This window comes from Pseudomonas sp. LBUM1664 (assembly GCF_059695895.1).
In genome coordinates this window covers 1718128-1731520 of sequence record NZ_CP166791.1, presented here as the reverse complement: position 1 = coordinate 1731520, position 13393 = coordinate 1718128, and the positions used below count along the sequence as shown (strand labels likewise).

General features: G+C 62.1%; 16 protein-coding genes. 6 read left to right on the top strand and 10 right to left on the bottom strand.

All coding sequences use genetic code 11. The features are described 5' to 3' along the window. Window positions 1–33: 33 nt before the first annotated feature. The 7 genes from ACA047_RS08330 to ACA047_RS08300 all read right to left on the bottom strand — a co-directional run bounded on the left by ACA047_RS08330 (window position 34) and on the right by ACA047_RS08300 (window position 5940). Window positions 34–954 (bottom strand): 5-oxoprolinase subunit C family protein, encoded by a 921-nt coding sequence (locus tag ACA047_RS08330; RefSeq protein ID WP_497358322.1) that lies wholly within the window; start codon window positions 952–954, stop codon window positions 34–36. Further along, entirely contained in the window at window positions 951–1655 is a 705-nt protein-coding gene (gene pxpB / locus ACA047_RS08325) for a 5-oxoprolinase subunit PxpB (protein ID WP_497358320.1), read from the bottom strand. The genes ACA047_RS08330 and pxpB overlap by 4 nt, the downstream gene beginning before the upstream one ends. Further along, on the bottom strand, window positions 1652–2404 hold the full coding sequence (locus ACA047_RS08320; RefSeq protein WP_497358318.1) for a 5-oxoprolinase subunit PxpA: 753 nt from the start codon (window positions 2402–2404) through the stop codon (window positions 1652–1654). The genes pxpB and ACA047_RS08320 overlap by 4 nt, the downstream gene beginning before the upstream one ends. A gap of 63 nt (window positions 2405–2467) precedes the next feature. Beyond that, a complete protein-coding gene (locus ACA047_RS08315) occupies window positions 2468–3754 on the bottom strand; it encodes an MFS transporter (protein WP_497358316.1) in 1287 nt (428 codons plus the stop codon). A gap of 324 nt (window positions 3755–4078) precedes the next feature. After that, complete coding sequence (locus tag ACA047_RS08310; protein ID WP_497358314.1) at window positions 4079–4621, bottom strand: DUF2937 family protein; 543 nt, start codon at window positions 4619–4621, stop codon at window positions 4079–4081. 12 nt (window positions 4622–4633) lie between these two features. Then, window positions 4634–5410, bottom strand: a complete 777-nt coding sequence (locus ACA047_RS08305; protein ID WP_497358312.1) for a class II glutamine amidotransferase — start codon at window positions 5408–5410, stop codon at window positions 4634–4636. A 32-nt stretch (window positions 5411–5442) separates the two neighbouring features. Continuing rightward, window positions 5443–5940 (bottom strand): MFS transporter, encoded by a 498-nt coding sequence (locus ACA047_RS08300; protein WP_497358310.1) that lies wholly within the window; start codon window positions 5938–5940, stop codon window positions 5443–5445. Window positions 5941–6119: 179 nt separating this feature from the next. On the opposite strand from ACA047_RS08300, the gene ACA047_RS08295 reads away from it, so the two are divergent. Both ACA047_RS08295 and ACA047_RS08290 read left to right on the top strand, forming a co-directional pair. After that, the gene (locus ACA047_RS08295) at window positions 6120–8174 is read left to right on the top strand and encodes a S9 family peptidase (RefSeq protein WP_497358308.1); all 2055 of its coding nucleotides are present in this window, start codon (window positions 6120–6122) and stop codon (window positions 8172–8174) included. A 211-nt stretch (window positions 8175–8385) separates the two neighbouring features. Next, a complete protein-coding gene (locus tag ACA047_RS08290) occupies window positions 8386–8859 on the top strand; it encodes a cyclic nucleotide-binding domain-containing protein (protein ID WP_497358306.1) in 474 nt (157 codons plus the stop codon). On the opposite strand, the gene ACA047_RS08285 is transcribed toward ACA047_RS08290, so the two are convergent. Next, the gene (locus tag ACA047_RS08285; protein ID WP_497358304.1) at window positions 8856–9143 is read right to left on the bottom strand and encodes a hypothetical protein; all 288 of its coding nucleotides are present in this window, start codon (window positions 9141–9143) and stop codon (window positions 8856–8858) included. The two genes, ACA047_RS08290 and ACA047_RS08285, sit on opposite strands and share 4 nt — an antisense overlap. 76 nt (window positions 9144–9219) lie before the next feature. Between ACA047_RS08285 and ACA047_RS08280 the strand changes: the two genes are divergently transcribed. From ACA047_RS08280 to ACA047_RS08265, 4 genes are all read left to right on the top strand, one after another. Then, a complete protein-coding gene (locus tag ACA047_RS08280) occupies window positions 9220–9906 on the top strand; it encodes a spermidine synthase (protein WP_497358302.1) in 687 nt (228 codons plus the stop codon). Between the two features lie 48 nt (window positions 9907–9954). Next, entirely contained in the window at window positions 9955–10329 is a 375-nt protein-coding gene (locus ACA047_RS08275; RefSeq protein WP_003184246.1) for a YajD family HNH nuclease, read from the top strand. A gap of 256 nt (window positions 10330–10585) precedes the next feature. Further along, the gene (locus tag ACA047_RS08270; protein WP_003198862.1) at window positions 10586–11056 is read left to right on the top strand and encodes an RNA methyltransferase; all 471 of its coding nucleotides are present in this window, start codon (window positions 10586–10588) and stop codon (window positions 11054–11056) included. Between the two features lie 76 nt (window positions 11057–11132). After that, window positions 11133–11516, top strand: a complete 384-nt coding sequence (locus tag ACA047_RS08265) for a YgaP family membrane protein (RefSeq protein WP_497358299.1) — start codon at window positions 11133–11135, stop codon at window positions 11514–11516. Window positions 11517–11622: 106 nt separating this feature from the next. Here the strand turns inward: ACA047_RS08265 and ACA047_RS08260 are convergent, their stop codons facing one another. Both ACA047_RS08260 and ACA047_RS08255 read right to left on the bottom strand, forming a co-directional pair. Beyond that, window positions 11623–12852: a M61 family metallopeptidase gene (locus tag ACA047_RS08260; RefSeq protein ID WP_497358297.1), complete on the bottom strand. Its 1230-nt coding sequence runs from the start codon at window positions 12850–12852 to the stop codon at window positions 11623–11625. Window positions 12853–12883: 31 nt separating this feature from the next. Then, window positions 12884–13333, bottom strand: coding sequence for a YcgN family cysteine cluster protein (locus ACA047_RS08255; protein WP_497358295.1), 450 nt, complete (start codon window positions 13331–13333; stop codon window positions 12884–12886). Window positions 13334–13393: the final 60 nt, after the last annotated feature.

The window sequence follows — 13393 nt, the reverse complement described above, 5'->3', positions numbered from 1 at the left end:
TAGGGCCTCATCGCGAGCCTGCTCGCGATGCTTTTAGCCTTTCAAAAACACCTGCAGACACTCCACCTGCTGCCGATGCGCAACCTCCTGCACCACCGGCCGCAACCGCACCTGCGCACCTGGCAGGCATTGCGCCAGCCGGGCCAGGGCCAGCGGCGTCAAGGCACCCAGGCGCGGATAACCGCCGATGGTTTGCCGGTCGTTAAGCAGCACAATGGGCTGGCCGTCCGGCGGCACCTGCACGGCGCCCAAGGGAATGCCTTCGGAAATCATTGCCGGGCCCTGATATTCCAGCGCCTTGCCCAACAACCGAATGCCCATGCGATCGGCCCGACTGTCCAGTGTCCAAGGCGTATTGAACGCATCAAACAGGCTGCGCCCGCTGAACGCGCCATTCTGCGCACCGAGGATCAGATCCAGCACCAGCGCCTGTTGGAAATCCGGAATAAGCGTGTGCGGCATTGGCCGGGGCGTCGCCGAGCCTGAGTAGCTCAAGTGCGCGCCGCGGTTCAACGCCCGCCCCAGCCCGTCCAGGCCACCGAGTTCTTCGCGCACCACCGTCGACCGGCTCCCTAACACCCGGGGCCCATCAAAGCCGCCCGGGGCCGCCAGGTACGCCCGTGCACCCAGCACCGGTTGAGTGAAGGACAGGATATGCCCCTTGCGCAGGCCAAAGTAGCGCCATGACGCCACCGGCTGACCGTCTACCCGCGCGCCCAAATCCGCCCCTGCCAACGCCAGCACGCAATCATCTTCGGCCACCACCGTGAAACCACCGAGGGTGATCTCCACCACCGCCGCGTCCACGGCATTACCCAACATCCAGTTGGCCCAGGCCATCGACAGCCAATCCGCCGCGCCACCCTGGGTCACGCCCAAATGCCTTACGCCGAAACGGCCGGTGTCCTGCAACAGGCACAGCGGGGTGCTGGCCTCGATCAATAGACGGCTCATGCCAGAGCCTCCAGCGGTGTGTCGTCGCCACCCAGCGCGATGAATTCGGCGTGATCCACGGCGGCAAAGCGCACCGTGTCGCCGGGCTGCATCAGGCTGTAGCCGTCACGCTCGCGGTCGAACAGTTTGGCCGGGGTGCGACCGATCAGGTTCCAGCCGCCGGGGGACACCACCGGGTACGCCGCGGTCTGGCGCTCGGCAATGCCGACACTGCCCGCCGCCACCCGCTTGCGCGGGGTATCGAGGCGCGGTGCGGCCAGCACCTCCTCCACCAGCCCCATGAAAGCGAACCCTGGCGCAAAGCCCAGGGCAAACACCTGGTATTCACGTTCGCTGTGACGGCGGATCACCTGCTCCACCGTCAGCCCACTACGGCTCGACAGCAGGCGCAGCTCCGGGCCGACACTGGCGTCGTACCACACCGGCAGCACATGGCACTGGCCGACCGACCGGGCATCGGGCGAAAGATGGGTCAGCGCCTCGCGGATCAGATCCCGCGCCTGGGCCGGGTTCAACGCCAACATATCGTAATGCACCATCAACGTGGTGTAGGACGGCACCAGGTCGATCAGATATTCGGCGAATACCGTTTTCAGGCGCTCACTGGCGGCGAGCATCCACGGCATGTTGGACTCGGCGATTTCATCGAACAGGCGCACCATCAGGCAATCCACCGCCACCACTTCCAAGCGTGGCGTCATGGCGCACTCTGCCGGTCCAAAGCTTCGCGGATGCGTTGCACGGCGGCCACTGAGCTGGCGTTGTCACCGTGCACGCACAAGGTATTGGCCTTCAGGTGCAAGGCGCTGCCGTCGCTGGCGGTCAGCGCATCGCCGCGGGCGATGGTCAGGGCCTGCTCGATGATGACCTCGGGATCGTGATGCACCGCTCCCGGCGATTGCCGCGAAACCAGACGGCCGTCTCGGTCATAAGCACGGTCGGCGAAGGCTTCGAACCACAGGGTCAGGCCATATTCGTCGCCCAGGGCCTGTGCGGCGCTGTTGTCCCGGGTCGCCATCAACATCAGCGGCAACTGCCGGTCATAAGCGGCGACGGCCTGGATCACGGCACGCAATTGCGCCGGGTTGGCCATCATGTCGTTGTACATCGCGCCATGGGGTTTGACGTAGCTGACCTGCCCGCCCTGGGCCCGGCAGATGCCGTCGAGGGCGCCGATCTGGTAGTGCAGCAGGTCTTGCAATTCCTGGGCGCCGTAGGCCATGGAGCGCCGGCCGAAGCCCGCCAGGTCCTGATAGGCTGGGTGCGCGCCGATCCGTACGCCGTGGCTCAGGGCCAGGCTGACGGTCTTGCGCATGATGCTCGGGTCACCGGCGTGAAAGCCGCAGGCGATGTTGGCGCAATCGATGAAGGGCATCACCTCGGCGTCCAGACCCATGGTCCAGCTGCCGAAGCTTTCGCCGATGTCGCAGTTCAATAGCAGGCGGCTCACGGTGAACGCTCCTGTAGGTTCTTTCTTTGTTGACCATGGGACATAGGCCCCACAGGTTATCAGTTACTCGGCATCCAGCTGCTTGCCTTGGGTTTCCGGCAGGCTCAGGGCCGCCAGGATCACCACACCGTAGGACACCGCCGCGAACGCGCCGATGCCGACACTCAGCGGAACCCTCTGACTCAGCAGGCCGATCAACAGCGGGAACAACGCCGCCACCGCCCGGCCAATGTTGTAGCAGAAGCCCTGTCCCGAACCACGAATGCGCGTAGGAAACAGCTCGGTAAGGAACGAACCCATGCCGCTGAAAATACCCGAGGCAAAGAACCCCAGGGGAAAGCCCAGCCAGAGCATCACGTTATTGCTCACCGGCATCTGGGTGTAAAGCAGCACGATGGTGAACGAGCCGACGGCGAACAGGATGAAGTTCTTTTTGCGGCCCAGGATGTCGGTCAAATAGGCGCTGATGACATAACCCACGTAGGAACCGACGATCACCATCGCCAGATATCCACCGGTACCCAGTACGCTCAAGCCGCGTTCATTCTTCAGAAAAGTCGGCAGCCACGAGGTAATGGCGTAGTAACCGCCCAGGGCGCCGGTGGTCAGCAACGAGGCACGAAGGGTGGTGAAGAGGATGCCGGGGGCGAAGATCTCGTAAAACCTGGCGGGGTTGCTTGGGGTTTGCCGAGCCTTGGTCTGGTTATAGATTTCCGGATCCTTGACCAGCCGCCGGACAAATATCACGAACACCGCCGGGACGATGCCGAGGATGAACAAGGCGCGCCAGGCATCTTCCGGTGGCAGCACCGAAAACAGCAGCGCATACAGAATCGCCGTCATGCCCCAGCCCAGCGCCCAGCCCGATTGCACCATGCCAACCGCCTTGCCACGGTCCTTGGCGCGGATCACCTCCCCCATCAGCACCGCGCCGGCGGTCCACTCGCCGCCGAAACCAAAGCCCATCAGCGTGCGAGCAATCAACAGTTGTTCGTAGTTCTGGGCAAAGCCGCACAAGAAGGTGAAGAAGGCGAACCACAGCACCGTCAGTTGCAGGGTGCGCACCCGACCGATGCGGTCCGAGAGAATGCCCGCCGCCCAGCCGCCTATGGCCGAGGCGATCAGGGTGCTGGTATGAATCAACCCCGCCTGCCCGGTGGTGATGCCCCACATCGCGATCAGCGTCGGCACCACGAAACTGAGCATCTGCGTGTCCATGCCGTCCAGGCCGTAGCCGATCTTGCAGCTCCAGAACGTGCGACGCTCCTGCTGGTTGATGTTGCGATACCAATCGAACGGGCCGGGACGGGCCTGGGATTTGGGGGCGCCGAGGGTGTCGGGGGCACTCATGGTGGTTCTCCACGGTTTTATTGTTCTAAGCCTCGACGATACAAACGTGGAGACCGGATGCCCCGATTCTTGAGCGCGCACACCGTGGCGTCCAACTAATAAAACCTCGGCTGGGTCATAAGAAAAAGTTGATTGGTATGCAACATCGAAGAACTGGTTGTACGCCATTGTGGCGAGGGAGCTTGCTCCCGCTGGGCTGCGCAGCAGCCCCAAACCTGGCACTGCGCAGTGTCAGGTGGATGGTATTCAGCAGTTGTCGGGTCTGCTTCGCAGACCCGCGGGAGCAAGCTCCCTCGCCACAAAAAAGCCCTTTGACCGACGGTGTTACAGCCCGCGCAAATCCCGCTCTTCAATCGGCCGACTCTGGCGCAGGCGCTTGCCGCCCAGCACCACCCAGTCGATCAGGCGGAACAGACATTCCAGGCCGAACGACAGCAGCATGGCGCCACTGATGCCCCAGATCATGGCTTCGGGGGTCAGCAGGATCTGGTAGCTGTAGCCGTTCCAGGTTTCCTTGCGAATGTCCGGATCGGCAGCCAGCGCCACTTGCAGCAAGCGGATGTACCACGGGCCCTGCATCGCCTGGAATTGCTTGTCCAGGGCCTGCTGGCGCACGAGCAAGGTGTTCAGGCTGTCGGCATCGCTGCGAAAGATCGGGTCTTCGCTGGCGCGGTAATGGGCTACCAATGCCTGCATGTCACCCTTGAAAAACTGGTTGGCGGTACCCTGGAAACCTTGCAGGCCGGTCTGCGCTTCAATCAAGTGCGCCTCGACCCGCTTGGCGTAATCGCTGATGAAGCCCGGCACTTGGACCCCGACCAGCAGGCCCACTGCGAACAACACCAGCCGTAGATAGCTGAGCAACATAGCGTGACGTCCTTATTCGGTCTGGCCGTGACTGACGCATTCACCGCGTCGCCACAGGCTCCATTGGCCCGGTTCGTAGCGGGTCCAGGTTTCGTTTTCGGTCAAGGGTTCGGTGGCGATCACCGTGACCACGTCGTTGGGCGTGGTCTCGGCCTGGAAATCGACAATCACGTCCACATCCTTGAGCCGCGCCGGGCCGAACGGCGCACGACGAGTAATCTGGGCCAGTTTGGTCGAGCAATAGCAGAACAGCCAGTCGCCATCGCTGAGCAAACAATTGAACACGCCTTTGCTACGGTATTCGGCGCAGGCCTCGACCAAGGACGGCAACAATTGCTCCACTTCCACCGGTTCCGGGAAAGCCTGGCGCACGCGGTTGAGCAAATCGCAGAACGCCGCTTCGCTGTCGGTATCGCCCACCGGACGGTAGAAGCTCACGCCCGGCTGGAAATCGGCGAGTTGGCCATTGTGGGCGAAACACCAGTTGCGCCCCCACAACTCACGCACGAACGGGTGCGTGTTGGACAGGCAGACCTTGCCGACGTTGGCCTGGCGGATGTGCCCGATCACCACTTCGCTCTTGATCGGATAGCGCTGCACCAGGTTCGCCACTTCCGACTCGCAGCTGGCGGCAGGGTCCTGGAACAGACGCAGGCCACGGCCTTCATAGAAAGCGATGCCCCAGCCGTCCCGGTGCGGCCCGGTCTTGCCACCGCGCTGCATCAGCCCGGTGAAGCTGAACACGATGTCGGTCGGCACATTGGCGCTCATGCCCAATAACTCACACATGTTCGAACTCTCGCTTCAAAGGGCTGGCCTGTTTACAGACGCGGTTCGATACGCGAGCGCTGAGGGTTGCTCGGTACCGGCGGGCGACCGTAACGGTCATCGCCGGCCACACCGAACGGCTGCTCGTCTTGCGGTTCATCGGCCGCTGCGGCGGCCTTTGCGGCGGCGGCCCGCTCCTTGCGAGCGTTGGATGCACGCTCGATGGGGAAGCGGATCAGCACGACAATCAAGTAGAGGCCGAAGGCGATCATGCCGTACATGAGCAGATCGGACACCGCCCGCCAAGCGTTGTTGCCGACCTTGAACAGTACGTCCAGGGCGACAATGGCCAGGGCTGGAGCGACCTTATCTTTCACCGGGTCGACAATGGTGGGGCTGAACAGCAACACGGCCATCAACAGCCGCAGTGGCTCGCGCAACCAGCGCCACATCCAGCGGGTCATGCGCATCCATACCAGCAGGCAGCCCAAGGCGGCGAAGGCGTAGAGGCCCCAGGCGATCAGATAGTCGTTCTCGGTCATGGTGTCCATGGCAAGGCAGGCAAAGAGACGCTTATAGTAACGGCTTTTCGCTCGTCAGGCTGCCCCAGCGTCTGTCGAGTGGCTTGTGGCGTCAGTTCGTCAGTTCAACTTCGGATACCAGAAGATGACTAACAGAACTAATCACACAGGCCACTGGTCCCTTTTCGTACAACGTTCGAGAGCCTTTCATGCCCCTATCTGCCCACGTTCCCAACGCCCCGATTGCCCGCAGGGACGCCAGTGTTGACCCGTATGCCTGGCTGCAGGAACGCGACACCGACGCCGTGCTCGACTACCTCAAGGCAGAAAACAGCTACCAGCAAGCCCAACTCGCCGACCAGGCCGAACTGCGCGAAACCCTGTTCCAGGAAATCAAGGGCCGGATCCTCGAGACCGACCTATCCCTGCCCTCGCCCTGGGGCCCGTACCTGTATTACACCCGCACCACGGCGGGCGACGAATACCCGCGCCACTATCGCTGCCCGCGCCCGGCCGACGACAGCCTGACCGTGGATGAGAGCCGCGAACAACTGCTGCTGGACCCGAACGCGTTGGCCGGTGGCGGTTTCTTTTCCCTGGGCGCGTTCAGCATCAGCCCCGATCATCAGCGCCTGGCCTACAGCCTGGACACCACGGGCGAGGAGATTTACACCCTGTTCGTGAAGGAGTTGTCCAACGAGAAGGTCAGCGAACTGTCCTTCGAGCACTGCGACGGCAGCATGACTTGGGCCAATGACAGCCTGACGCTGTTTTTCGGCGAACTGGACGATACCCATCGCCCCCACAAGCTCTGGCGCTATCGCCTGGACGGCACCGCTGCCGAAGAAGTTTTCCATGAGCCGGACGGGCGTTTCTTCCTGCATTGCTACCGCTCAAGCTCCGAACGGCAGCTGATTCTGTCCTTGGGCAGCAAGACCACCAGCGAAGTCTGGGTGCTGGACGCTGCGCAACCGCAGCAGCCCTTCACCTGCCTGGCGCCACGGCTGGAACACCATGAATACGATGTCGATCACGGGCTGCTTGACGGCCAATGGACCTGGCTGATCCGCAGCAACCGCGATGGGATCAACTTCGCGCTGTACCAGGCCACGGACACGGGCGCAGCGCCGACCGAGGCCGACTGGCAGAACCTGATCCCTCACAGCGACACGGTGATGATCGATGGCTTGAGCCTGAACGCCAGCGCCATGACCCTGAGCCTGCGTGAAGGCGGCCTGCCGATCATCGAGGTTCACCCACAGGATTTGCCGGCGTATCGGGTGCAATTGCCAGACGCGGCCTACAGCCTGCATGTGCAAAACAGCCTGGAATTCGCCAGCGACCGCATTCGCCTGCGCTACGAGGCCCTGAACCGCCCAGCGCAGATCCGCCAGTTGGACCTGGCCAGCGGCGAACAGGTCGTACTCAAGCAAACCCCGGTGCTGGGCCCGTTCGACGCCGATGCCTACGTCAGCCAGCGGCTTTGGGCTACAGCACCGGACGGCACACACGTGCCCATCAGCCTGGTGGTCAAACGCGAAGCCCTCGGCCAACCGGTGCCGCTATACTTGTATGGCTACGGCGCCTATGGCGAAAGCCTCGACCCGTGGTTTTCCCATTCGCGGCTGAGCCTGCTCGATCGTGGCGTGGCGTTTGCCATTGCCCATGTGCGCGGGGGCGGTGAGCTGGGGGAAGCCTGGTATCGCGCCGGCAAGCAAGAGCACAAACACAACACCTTCAGCGATTTCATCGCCTGTGCCGAGCATTTGATCGCCAACGGTTTCACCACCGCCGATCAACTGGCGATCAGCGGCGGCAGTGCCGGTGGCCTGCTGATTGGCGCGGTGCTCAATCAACGCCCGGAGCTGTTCAAGGTTGCGATTGCCGAGGTGCCGTTCGTCGATGTGCTCAACACCATGCTCGACCCCGAGTTGCCATTGACCGTCACCGAATACGACGAATGGGGCAACCCGCAAGAACCAGACGTTTATGATCGAATCCGGGCCTATGCCCCATACGAAAACGTCAGCGCCCAGGCGTATCCGGCGCTGCTGGTCATCGCCGGCTACAACGACAGCCGCGTGCAATATTGGGAAGCAGCCAAGTGGGTCGCGAAGTTGCGGGCCACCAAGACCGATGACAACCCCTTGCTGCTCAAGACCGAACTGGACGCCGGCCACGGCGGAATGAGCGGGCGTTACCAGGGATTGCGTGACGTAGCGCTCGAATATGCATTCGTTTTGAAGGTTTTGGGGTTGGTCTGAGGAACTCTGTGTGACGGCTGGGTCTTAGCTCCATACGCCGGGCCCAGACGTGGCTCGATTCAAATGTGGGAGCGGGCTTGCTCGCGAAAGCGGACTGACATTCAACTTATATGTCGACTAACACACCGTCTTCGCGAGCAAGCCCGCTCCCACAGGGATCTTCTTACACCCCCCGAAACCGCAACAAACACAAGAAAAAGACCGTGACGACATGTCAGAACCTACCTTACTGAACAAAGAAATCCGTGACTGGCTGATGGACTGCGGTCTGTTCGACTCATTGCTGCCTGCCGACTTCGCCGCTGCATCGGGCTACTTCAGCATCAGCGCCATCGCCCAGGGCGAAGCGATTTTCCGTGAGGGCGATGCCGGCAGTTTCATGTGCATCATCCACACAGGCCAGGTGGCCGTGCAGAAAACCGGCCCCGACGGCCAGCCCGTGACCATTGCCACGCTGCGCAGTGGCCGGGCGTTCGGCGAAATGGCCGTGCTCGACGGTGAGCGGCGCTCGGCCAGTTGCATCGCGGCCAGTGATTGCCAATTGCTGAACCTGGGCAAGGATTCCCTGGAAAAAATGCTCAACGACGCCCCGAAGATCGCCGCCAAAATCATCCGCGCCCTGGCCGTCTCCCTGTCCAAACGACTGCGCATGGCCGATGGGCAACTGCTGTCGCAGCAGGTCTAGCCCCCCGGCGACTTGGCCTTCGGCGGTATCGGCTCCATGCCTGGTATCGGCTGGTCCTTGGGCGGTTTGGGCATTTCGATCCGTGGCAGCAACGGCGACCCTGCGCCTGCGGGCCCGGCCTTGGGCACACCGTTGGGCGTGACCACTGGGTACGGCATCGGTGTGGCCGTGCCGGGCGAGCCGGGAATGGACGCCGGACTCACCGGAATCGTCGGTTGCTGGGCCTGGACCCAACTTATCGAGAGCGCCGCCAGGGCAATGGCCGTTAGAATGGTGCGCTTCATCAATGGCTCCGTGGCTATTGTCTACCTTCAGGCTAGTCCTTAGCGCGCCGGTTTGCCCTCCCCTCATGAGACTTCCATGAAACGTTTCGTACTGCTCGACACCACACCCATCCCTGACAACGGCGGTGCCCTGTGCCTGTTCGAGTATGGCGAAGACTTCGTCATCAAGATCCAGGGCGGTGACGGTGGTCAGTTGATGAACACCCGCATGCACGGTTCCGAAGACGCCTTGGCAGAGATTCCCTGCCGCAAGGTCGCTGGCCGTCCCGGCTCGCGCGTATTGATCGGCGGCCTCGGCATGGGTTTCACCCTCGCCTCGGCCCTCAAGCACCTGGGCAAGAATGCCGAGGTGGTAGTGGCCGAGCTGGTGCCGGGGGTGGTGGACTGGAATCGTGGCCCACTGGGTGAAAAGGCCGGGCGGCCGCTGTCGGACCCGCGCACCGTGATCCGCATGGACGATGTGGCCAAGGTGCTGCAAGCCGAGCCTCAGGGTTTCGACGCGATCATGCTGGATGTCGACAACGGCCCTGAAGGCCTGACCCAGAAAGCCAACAGTTGGCTGTATTCGGCCGGTGGCCTGGCCGCCTGCGCCAAAGCCCTGCGGCCCAAGGGCGTGCTGGCGGTGTGGTCGGCCAGCGCTGACCGGCAATTTTCCGACAAGCTGAAAAAAGCCGGTTTCAAGGCCGAAGAGGTGCAAGTGTTCGCCCATGGCAACAAAGGCACCCGCCACACCATCTGGATTGCCGAGAAGCTCAAGGGCTGAGCTAAACTGCCTTCAACCGTCATCAGTCTTTTTTACAAAGGTGAACCCATGAGTTCGTCAACGCCACCGTCCAACACCGCCAAGCTGGACCGCATCCTCGCCGACGCCCAGCGTGATCGGGAAATGGGCTACCGCGACAAAGCCCTGAAAATGTACCCCCATGTCTGCGGCCGCTGCGCCCGTGAGTTTTCCGGCAAGCGCCTGAGCGAACTGACCGTGCACCACCGCGACCACAACCACGACAACAACCCGCAGGACGGTTCCAACTGGGAACTGCTGTGCCTGTACTGCCACGACAACGAGCATTCGCGCTACACCGACCAGCAATATTTCGGCGACGGCTCCCTGAGCACCCCGAAAATCGCCAAGGCCACCCACAACCCCTTCGCGGCGCTGGCCGGGCTGATGAAAAAAGACGAGTAGCCAGCCATTGTGGCGAGAGGATTTATGTGGGAGCAAGGCTTGCCCGCGGTAAAGCCGATGCGGTCTTTCAGAAACCGAGGCGCCTGTTTCGCGAGCAAGCTTGCTTTGCTCCCACAGGATTTTGTGAACAACACGAATCCACTGTGGGAGCGAGCCTGCTCGCGATGACGATCGAAGAAACATCGCTGATCTGGAAACTGACCACCCCCTCCCATTCCCCGTATAATCGCGCCTTTTCCCCAAAGGCACTCCGTCCGTGGCCAACAAACGCTACAGCTGCATCGGTCTGTTCAACCCCAAGTCCCCGGAAAACGTCGGTTCGGTCATGCGTGCCGCCGGCTGCTACGGCGTGGCATCGGTGTTCTACACCGGCAAGCGCTATGAGCGCGCCGCCGACTTCGTCACCGACACCAAGAAAGTCCACTACGATATCCCGCTGATCGGCATCGACGACCTGAAGAAAATCCTGCCCCTGGGCTGTGTGCCGGTGGCCGTGGAGCTGGTGGAAGGTGCTCGCCCGCTGCCCGAATACACTCACCCGGACCGGGCGCTTTACATCTTCGGCCCCGAAGACGGCTCGCTGGACAAGGACATTCGCGACTGGTGCGAAGACGTGGTGTACATCCCCACCACCGGCTGCATGAACCTGGCCGCTACAGTCAACGTCGTGCTGTACGACCGCATGGCCAAAGGCAACAACACACGCTCGGGGCCGCAATTCCGCTGACCGGTGCAAATCCGATTGAACGAGGGAATTGCTCTGGCAGTCAGTTTTATACAAATCCCCACACTGGAGACAGATCATGAGCGATAACAATCCGTTCGAGACGATTGAGGCCACCCCTTTCCAATCCCCAAGCCCGCAAAACGTGCACGGTTGGGAACGTATTGGCTCGCTGGCCGTCGGTGTGCTGATGATGGGCAAAGGCTTGCGCCGTGGCGGTGTGATCGGTCTGGCTCAACTGGCGATCGGCGGCGTGGCGCTGGCGCGGGGCATCACCGGGCATTGTTCGGCCAAGAGCCTGCTGGAAAAGAACCGCCAGAACTTGAACAGCGCCCGCGCCCGGATCGAACAGGCCGGTGATGAGCTGAGCCGCATGAAGGCCAATGCCGAAGCAGCGACCGGCACGGCTACGGTGACGGGGAATGATTCGCTGGTTTCGCCGTCGCCGAAAGCTGGATTCTAGATTTTTGTGGTGGAACTGATGGCCTCATCGCGGGCAAGCCTTGCTCCCACAGGATTGAGCCATACAAAATCCAATGTGGGAGCAAGGCTTGCCCGCAATAGCGATATCACTGAAGCAACCGGCTATCCAGCACGGTAGAGCTCCCCTCCAGGATGCTTTCACTGAGTTGCACAAACTCCTTGGTATCGACCGTCTCCAGCCGCATCGCCCCCTGCAGCACATCATCCAACGAGCGCTTGTTACGGGTTTTCAAACGAATCTCGCGGTCCAGCTCCTGCAACAGCAACACCGCCTTGGCCACCGTCGCGGGGCTGACCTGCTCGCCGCGCAAAGTCGTAACGCCCTTGCTGTCCCGGGCGAGGCGATCATTCAGGGTCTGGTAGCGCTCATCACTCATCCCTCCGGCGCGGCGCAGCAGTTCGATGGCGTAGTACTCGGTCAGCCCCTCGCTGATCCAGTCACTGCGATCATGATCATTGACGCGCGCCAGCACCTGCACCAGTTCCCGCAGCAATGGGCTAGTGCCCCGTTCGCTGATCAGCGGCGCACGGCTGTGCAGATAAATCGAGTCATGGCCAGCCTGGGCGCTGCGCCACAGTGGGTCACCCGCACCCACAATCAGCAGCTTGGCGCGATGGCGCGGCACCACCGATTGCACCTGCGGCCAAACGAACGTCAGCAGCGTCAGCACATCCATCCGGCGCATGCCCTGGCCTTGGGGCGAGGTCACCGTGACTTCGGTTTCTCCCAGGCGTGTGCGGCGGCTGCCGAGTTTGCCAGCGAGCATCCAGCCTGTCGGACGGTCGAACAGCCGCGAAGGGTTGTCGATGCGAAAGCGTTGCTTGCCGATGCGCGGCCAGGGGGTTTCGATGCTTTTCCAGCCGTCGGGCAACTCAACGTCCAGACGGGCCACCAGCTCGACGCCGTCCTGCTGATCGAGCTTGGCCGACGGCACCAGGTCATCGCCGCGCAACAAGGCCCAACTTGGGGTCATGCGGGTTTCGAAGGTGCCATTCTTGCGGGCATGACTGATTCGCACCCGGTAGCTCAGGCTCGCCTTGTCGGCGGTCGGGCGCCATAGGCCGCGCGCGGCTTTACCCGGCGTAAGCTGCCATTGACCGTCAGCCTTGAAGTCGCTGTAACGGCTGCCGTCGCCAAGGTCGAAATCCAGACTGCGCACCGCCGAACCCCGTGCCAGGGTCAGGCGCACTTGCGCCTGATCGCTCTGCGGCAACAGATGCACGTGATAATCCAGATCGACTTTCTGCGCCGCCCACAGCGGCCCGCACACCGCCAGCAGCCCGGCCGCCAACGTCCGTTTCAATCCTGCAGCCATGGGCTCCCCCGGTGAAGCGATGTCCGGCGTTTCAGCCGGCACGAAAAATCAGATGATCTTCCCAATCTTCTTCGGGCACGCTGCCTTCAGCCAGCATACGCCCGGACTGGGAAATGCGTTCATGGTGCACGGCATCGCGGTCGCCACAAACCAGATGGTGCCACAGCGGCAAATCCTTGCCCTCGCTGACCAACCGATAACCGCAGGTCGGCGGCAGCCATTTGAACTCATCGGCCTTGCCCGGCGTGAGCTGGATGCAGTCGGGAACGAACTCACGACGGTGGGGGTAGTCGGTGCACTGGCAAGTTTTCAGATCCAGCAGCTTGCAGGCGATGCGGGTGTAGTAGACGCTGTTGTCGTCTTCGTCCTCGAGTTTTTGCAGGCAGCACAGGCCACAGCCGTCGCACAGCGATTCCCATTCCTGCGGATCGAGCTGATCGAGGGTTTTGCGTATCCAGAACGGTTCGACTTTGGCGGCCATGGCTCAAGCATCAATGTCAGGTGGTGAAAAGGCCGACAGTCTAGTGCCAGGGCCTCTTCA

Bases quoted from the DNA above. Each gene is read 5' to 3' on its own strand.
- ACA047_RS08315 (WP_497358316.1), bottom strand. From the start codon at position 3,754: ATGAGTGCCCCCGACACCCTCGGCGCCCCCAAATCCCAGGCCCGTCCC.
- ACA047_RS08310 (WP_497358314.1), bottom strand. From the start codon at position 4,621: ATGTTGCTCAGCTATCTACGGCTGGTGTTGTTCGCAGTGGGCCTGCTG.
- ACA047_RS08305 (WP_497358312.1), bottom strand. From the start codon at position 5,410: ATGTGTGAGTTATTGGGCATGAGCGCCAATGTGCCGACCGACATCGTG.
- ACA047_RS08280 (WP_497358302.1), top strand. From the start codon at position 9,220: ATGAAACGTTTCGTACTGCTCGACACCACACCCATCCCTGACAACGGC.
- ACA047_RS08275 (WP_003184246.1), top strand. From the start codon at position 9,955: ATGAGTTCGTCAACGCCACCGTCCAACACCGCCAAGCTGGACCGCATC.
- ACA047_RS08290 (WP_497358306.1), top strand. From the start codon at position 8,386: ATGTCAGAACCTACCTTACTGAACAAAGAAATCCGTGACTGGCTGATG.
- pxpB (WP_497358320.1), bottom strand. From the start codon at position 1,655: ATGACGCCACGCTTGGAAGTGGTGGCGGTGGATTGCCTGATGGTGCGC.
- ACA047_RS08295 (WP_497358308.1), top strand. From the start codon at position 6,120: ATGCCCCTATCTGCCCACGTTCCCAACGCCCCGATTGCCCGCAGGGAC.
- ACA047_RS08260 (WP_497358297.1), bottom strand. From the start codon at position 12,852: ATGGCTGCAGGATTGAAACGGACGTTGGCGGCCGGGCTGCTGGCGGTG.
- ACA047_RS08285 (WP_497358304.1), bottom strand. From the start codon at position 9,143: ATGAAGCGCACCATTCTAACGGCCATTGCCCTGGCGGCGCTCTCGATA.
- ACA047_RS08300 (WP_497358310.1), bottom strand. From the start codon at position 5,940: ATGGACACCATGACCGAGAACGACTATCTGATCGCCTGGGGCCTCTAC.
- ACA047_RS08330 (WP_497358322.1), bottom strand. From the start codon at position 954: ATGAGCCGTCTATTGATCGAGGCCAGCACCCCGCTGTGCCTGTTGCAG.
- ACA047_RS08265 (WP_497358299.1), top strand. From the start codon at position 11,133: ATGAGCGATAACAATCCGTTCGAGACGATTGAGGCCACCCCTTTCCAA.
- ACA047_RS08255 (WP_497358295.1), bottom strand. From the start codon at position 13,333: ATGGCCGCCAAAGTCGAACCGTTCTGGATACGCAAAACCCTCGATCAG.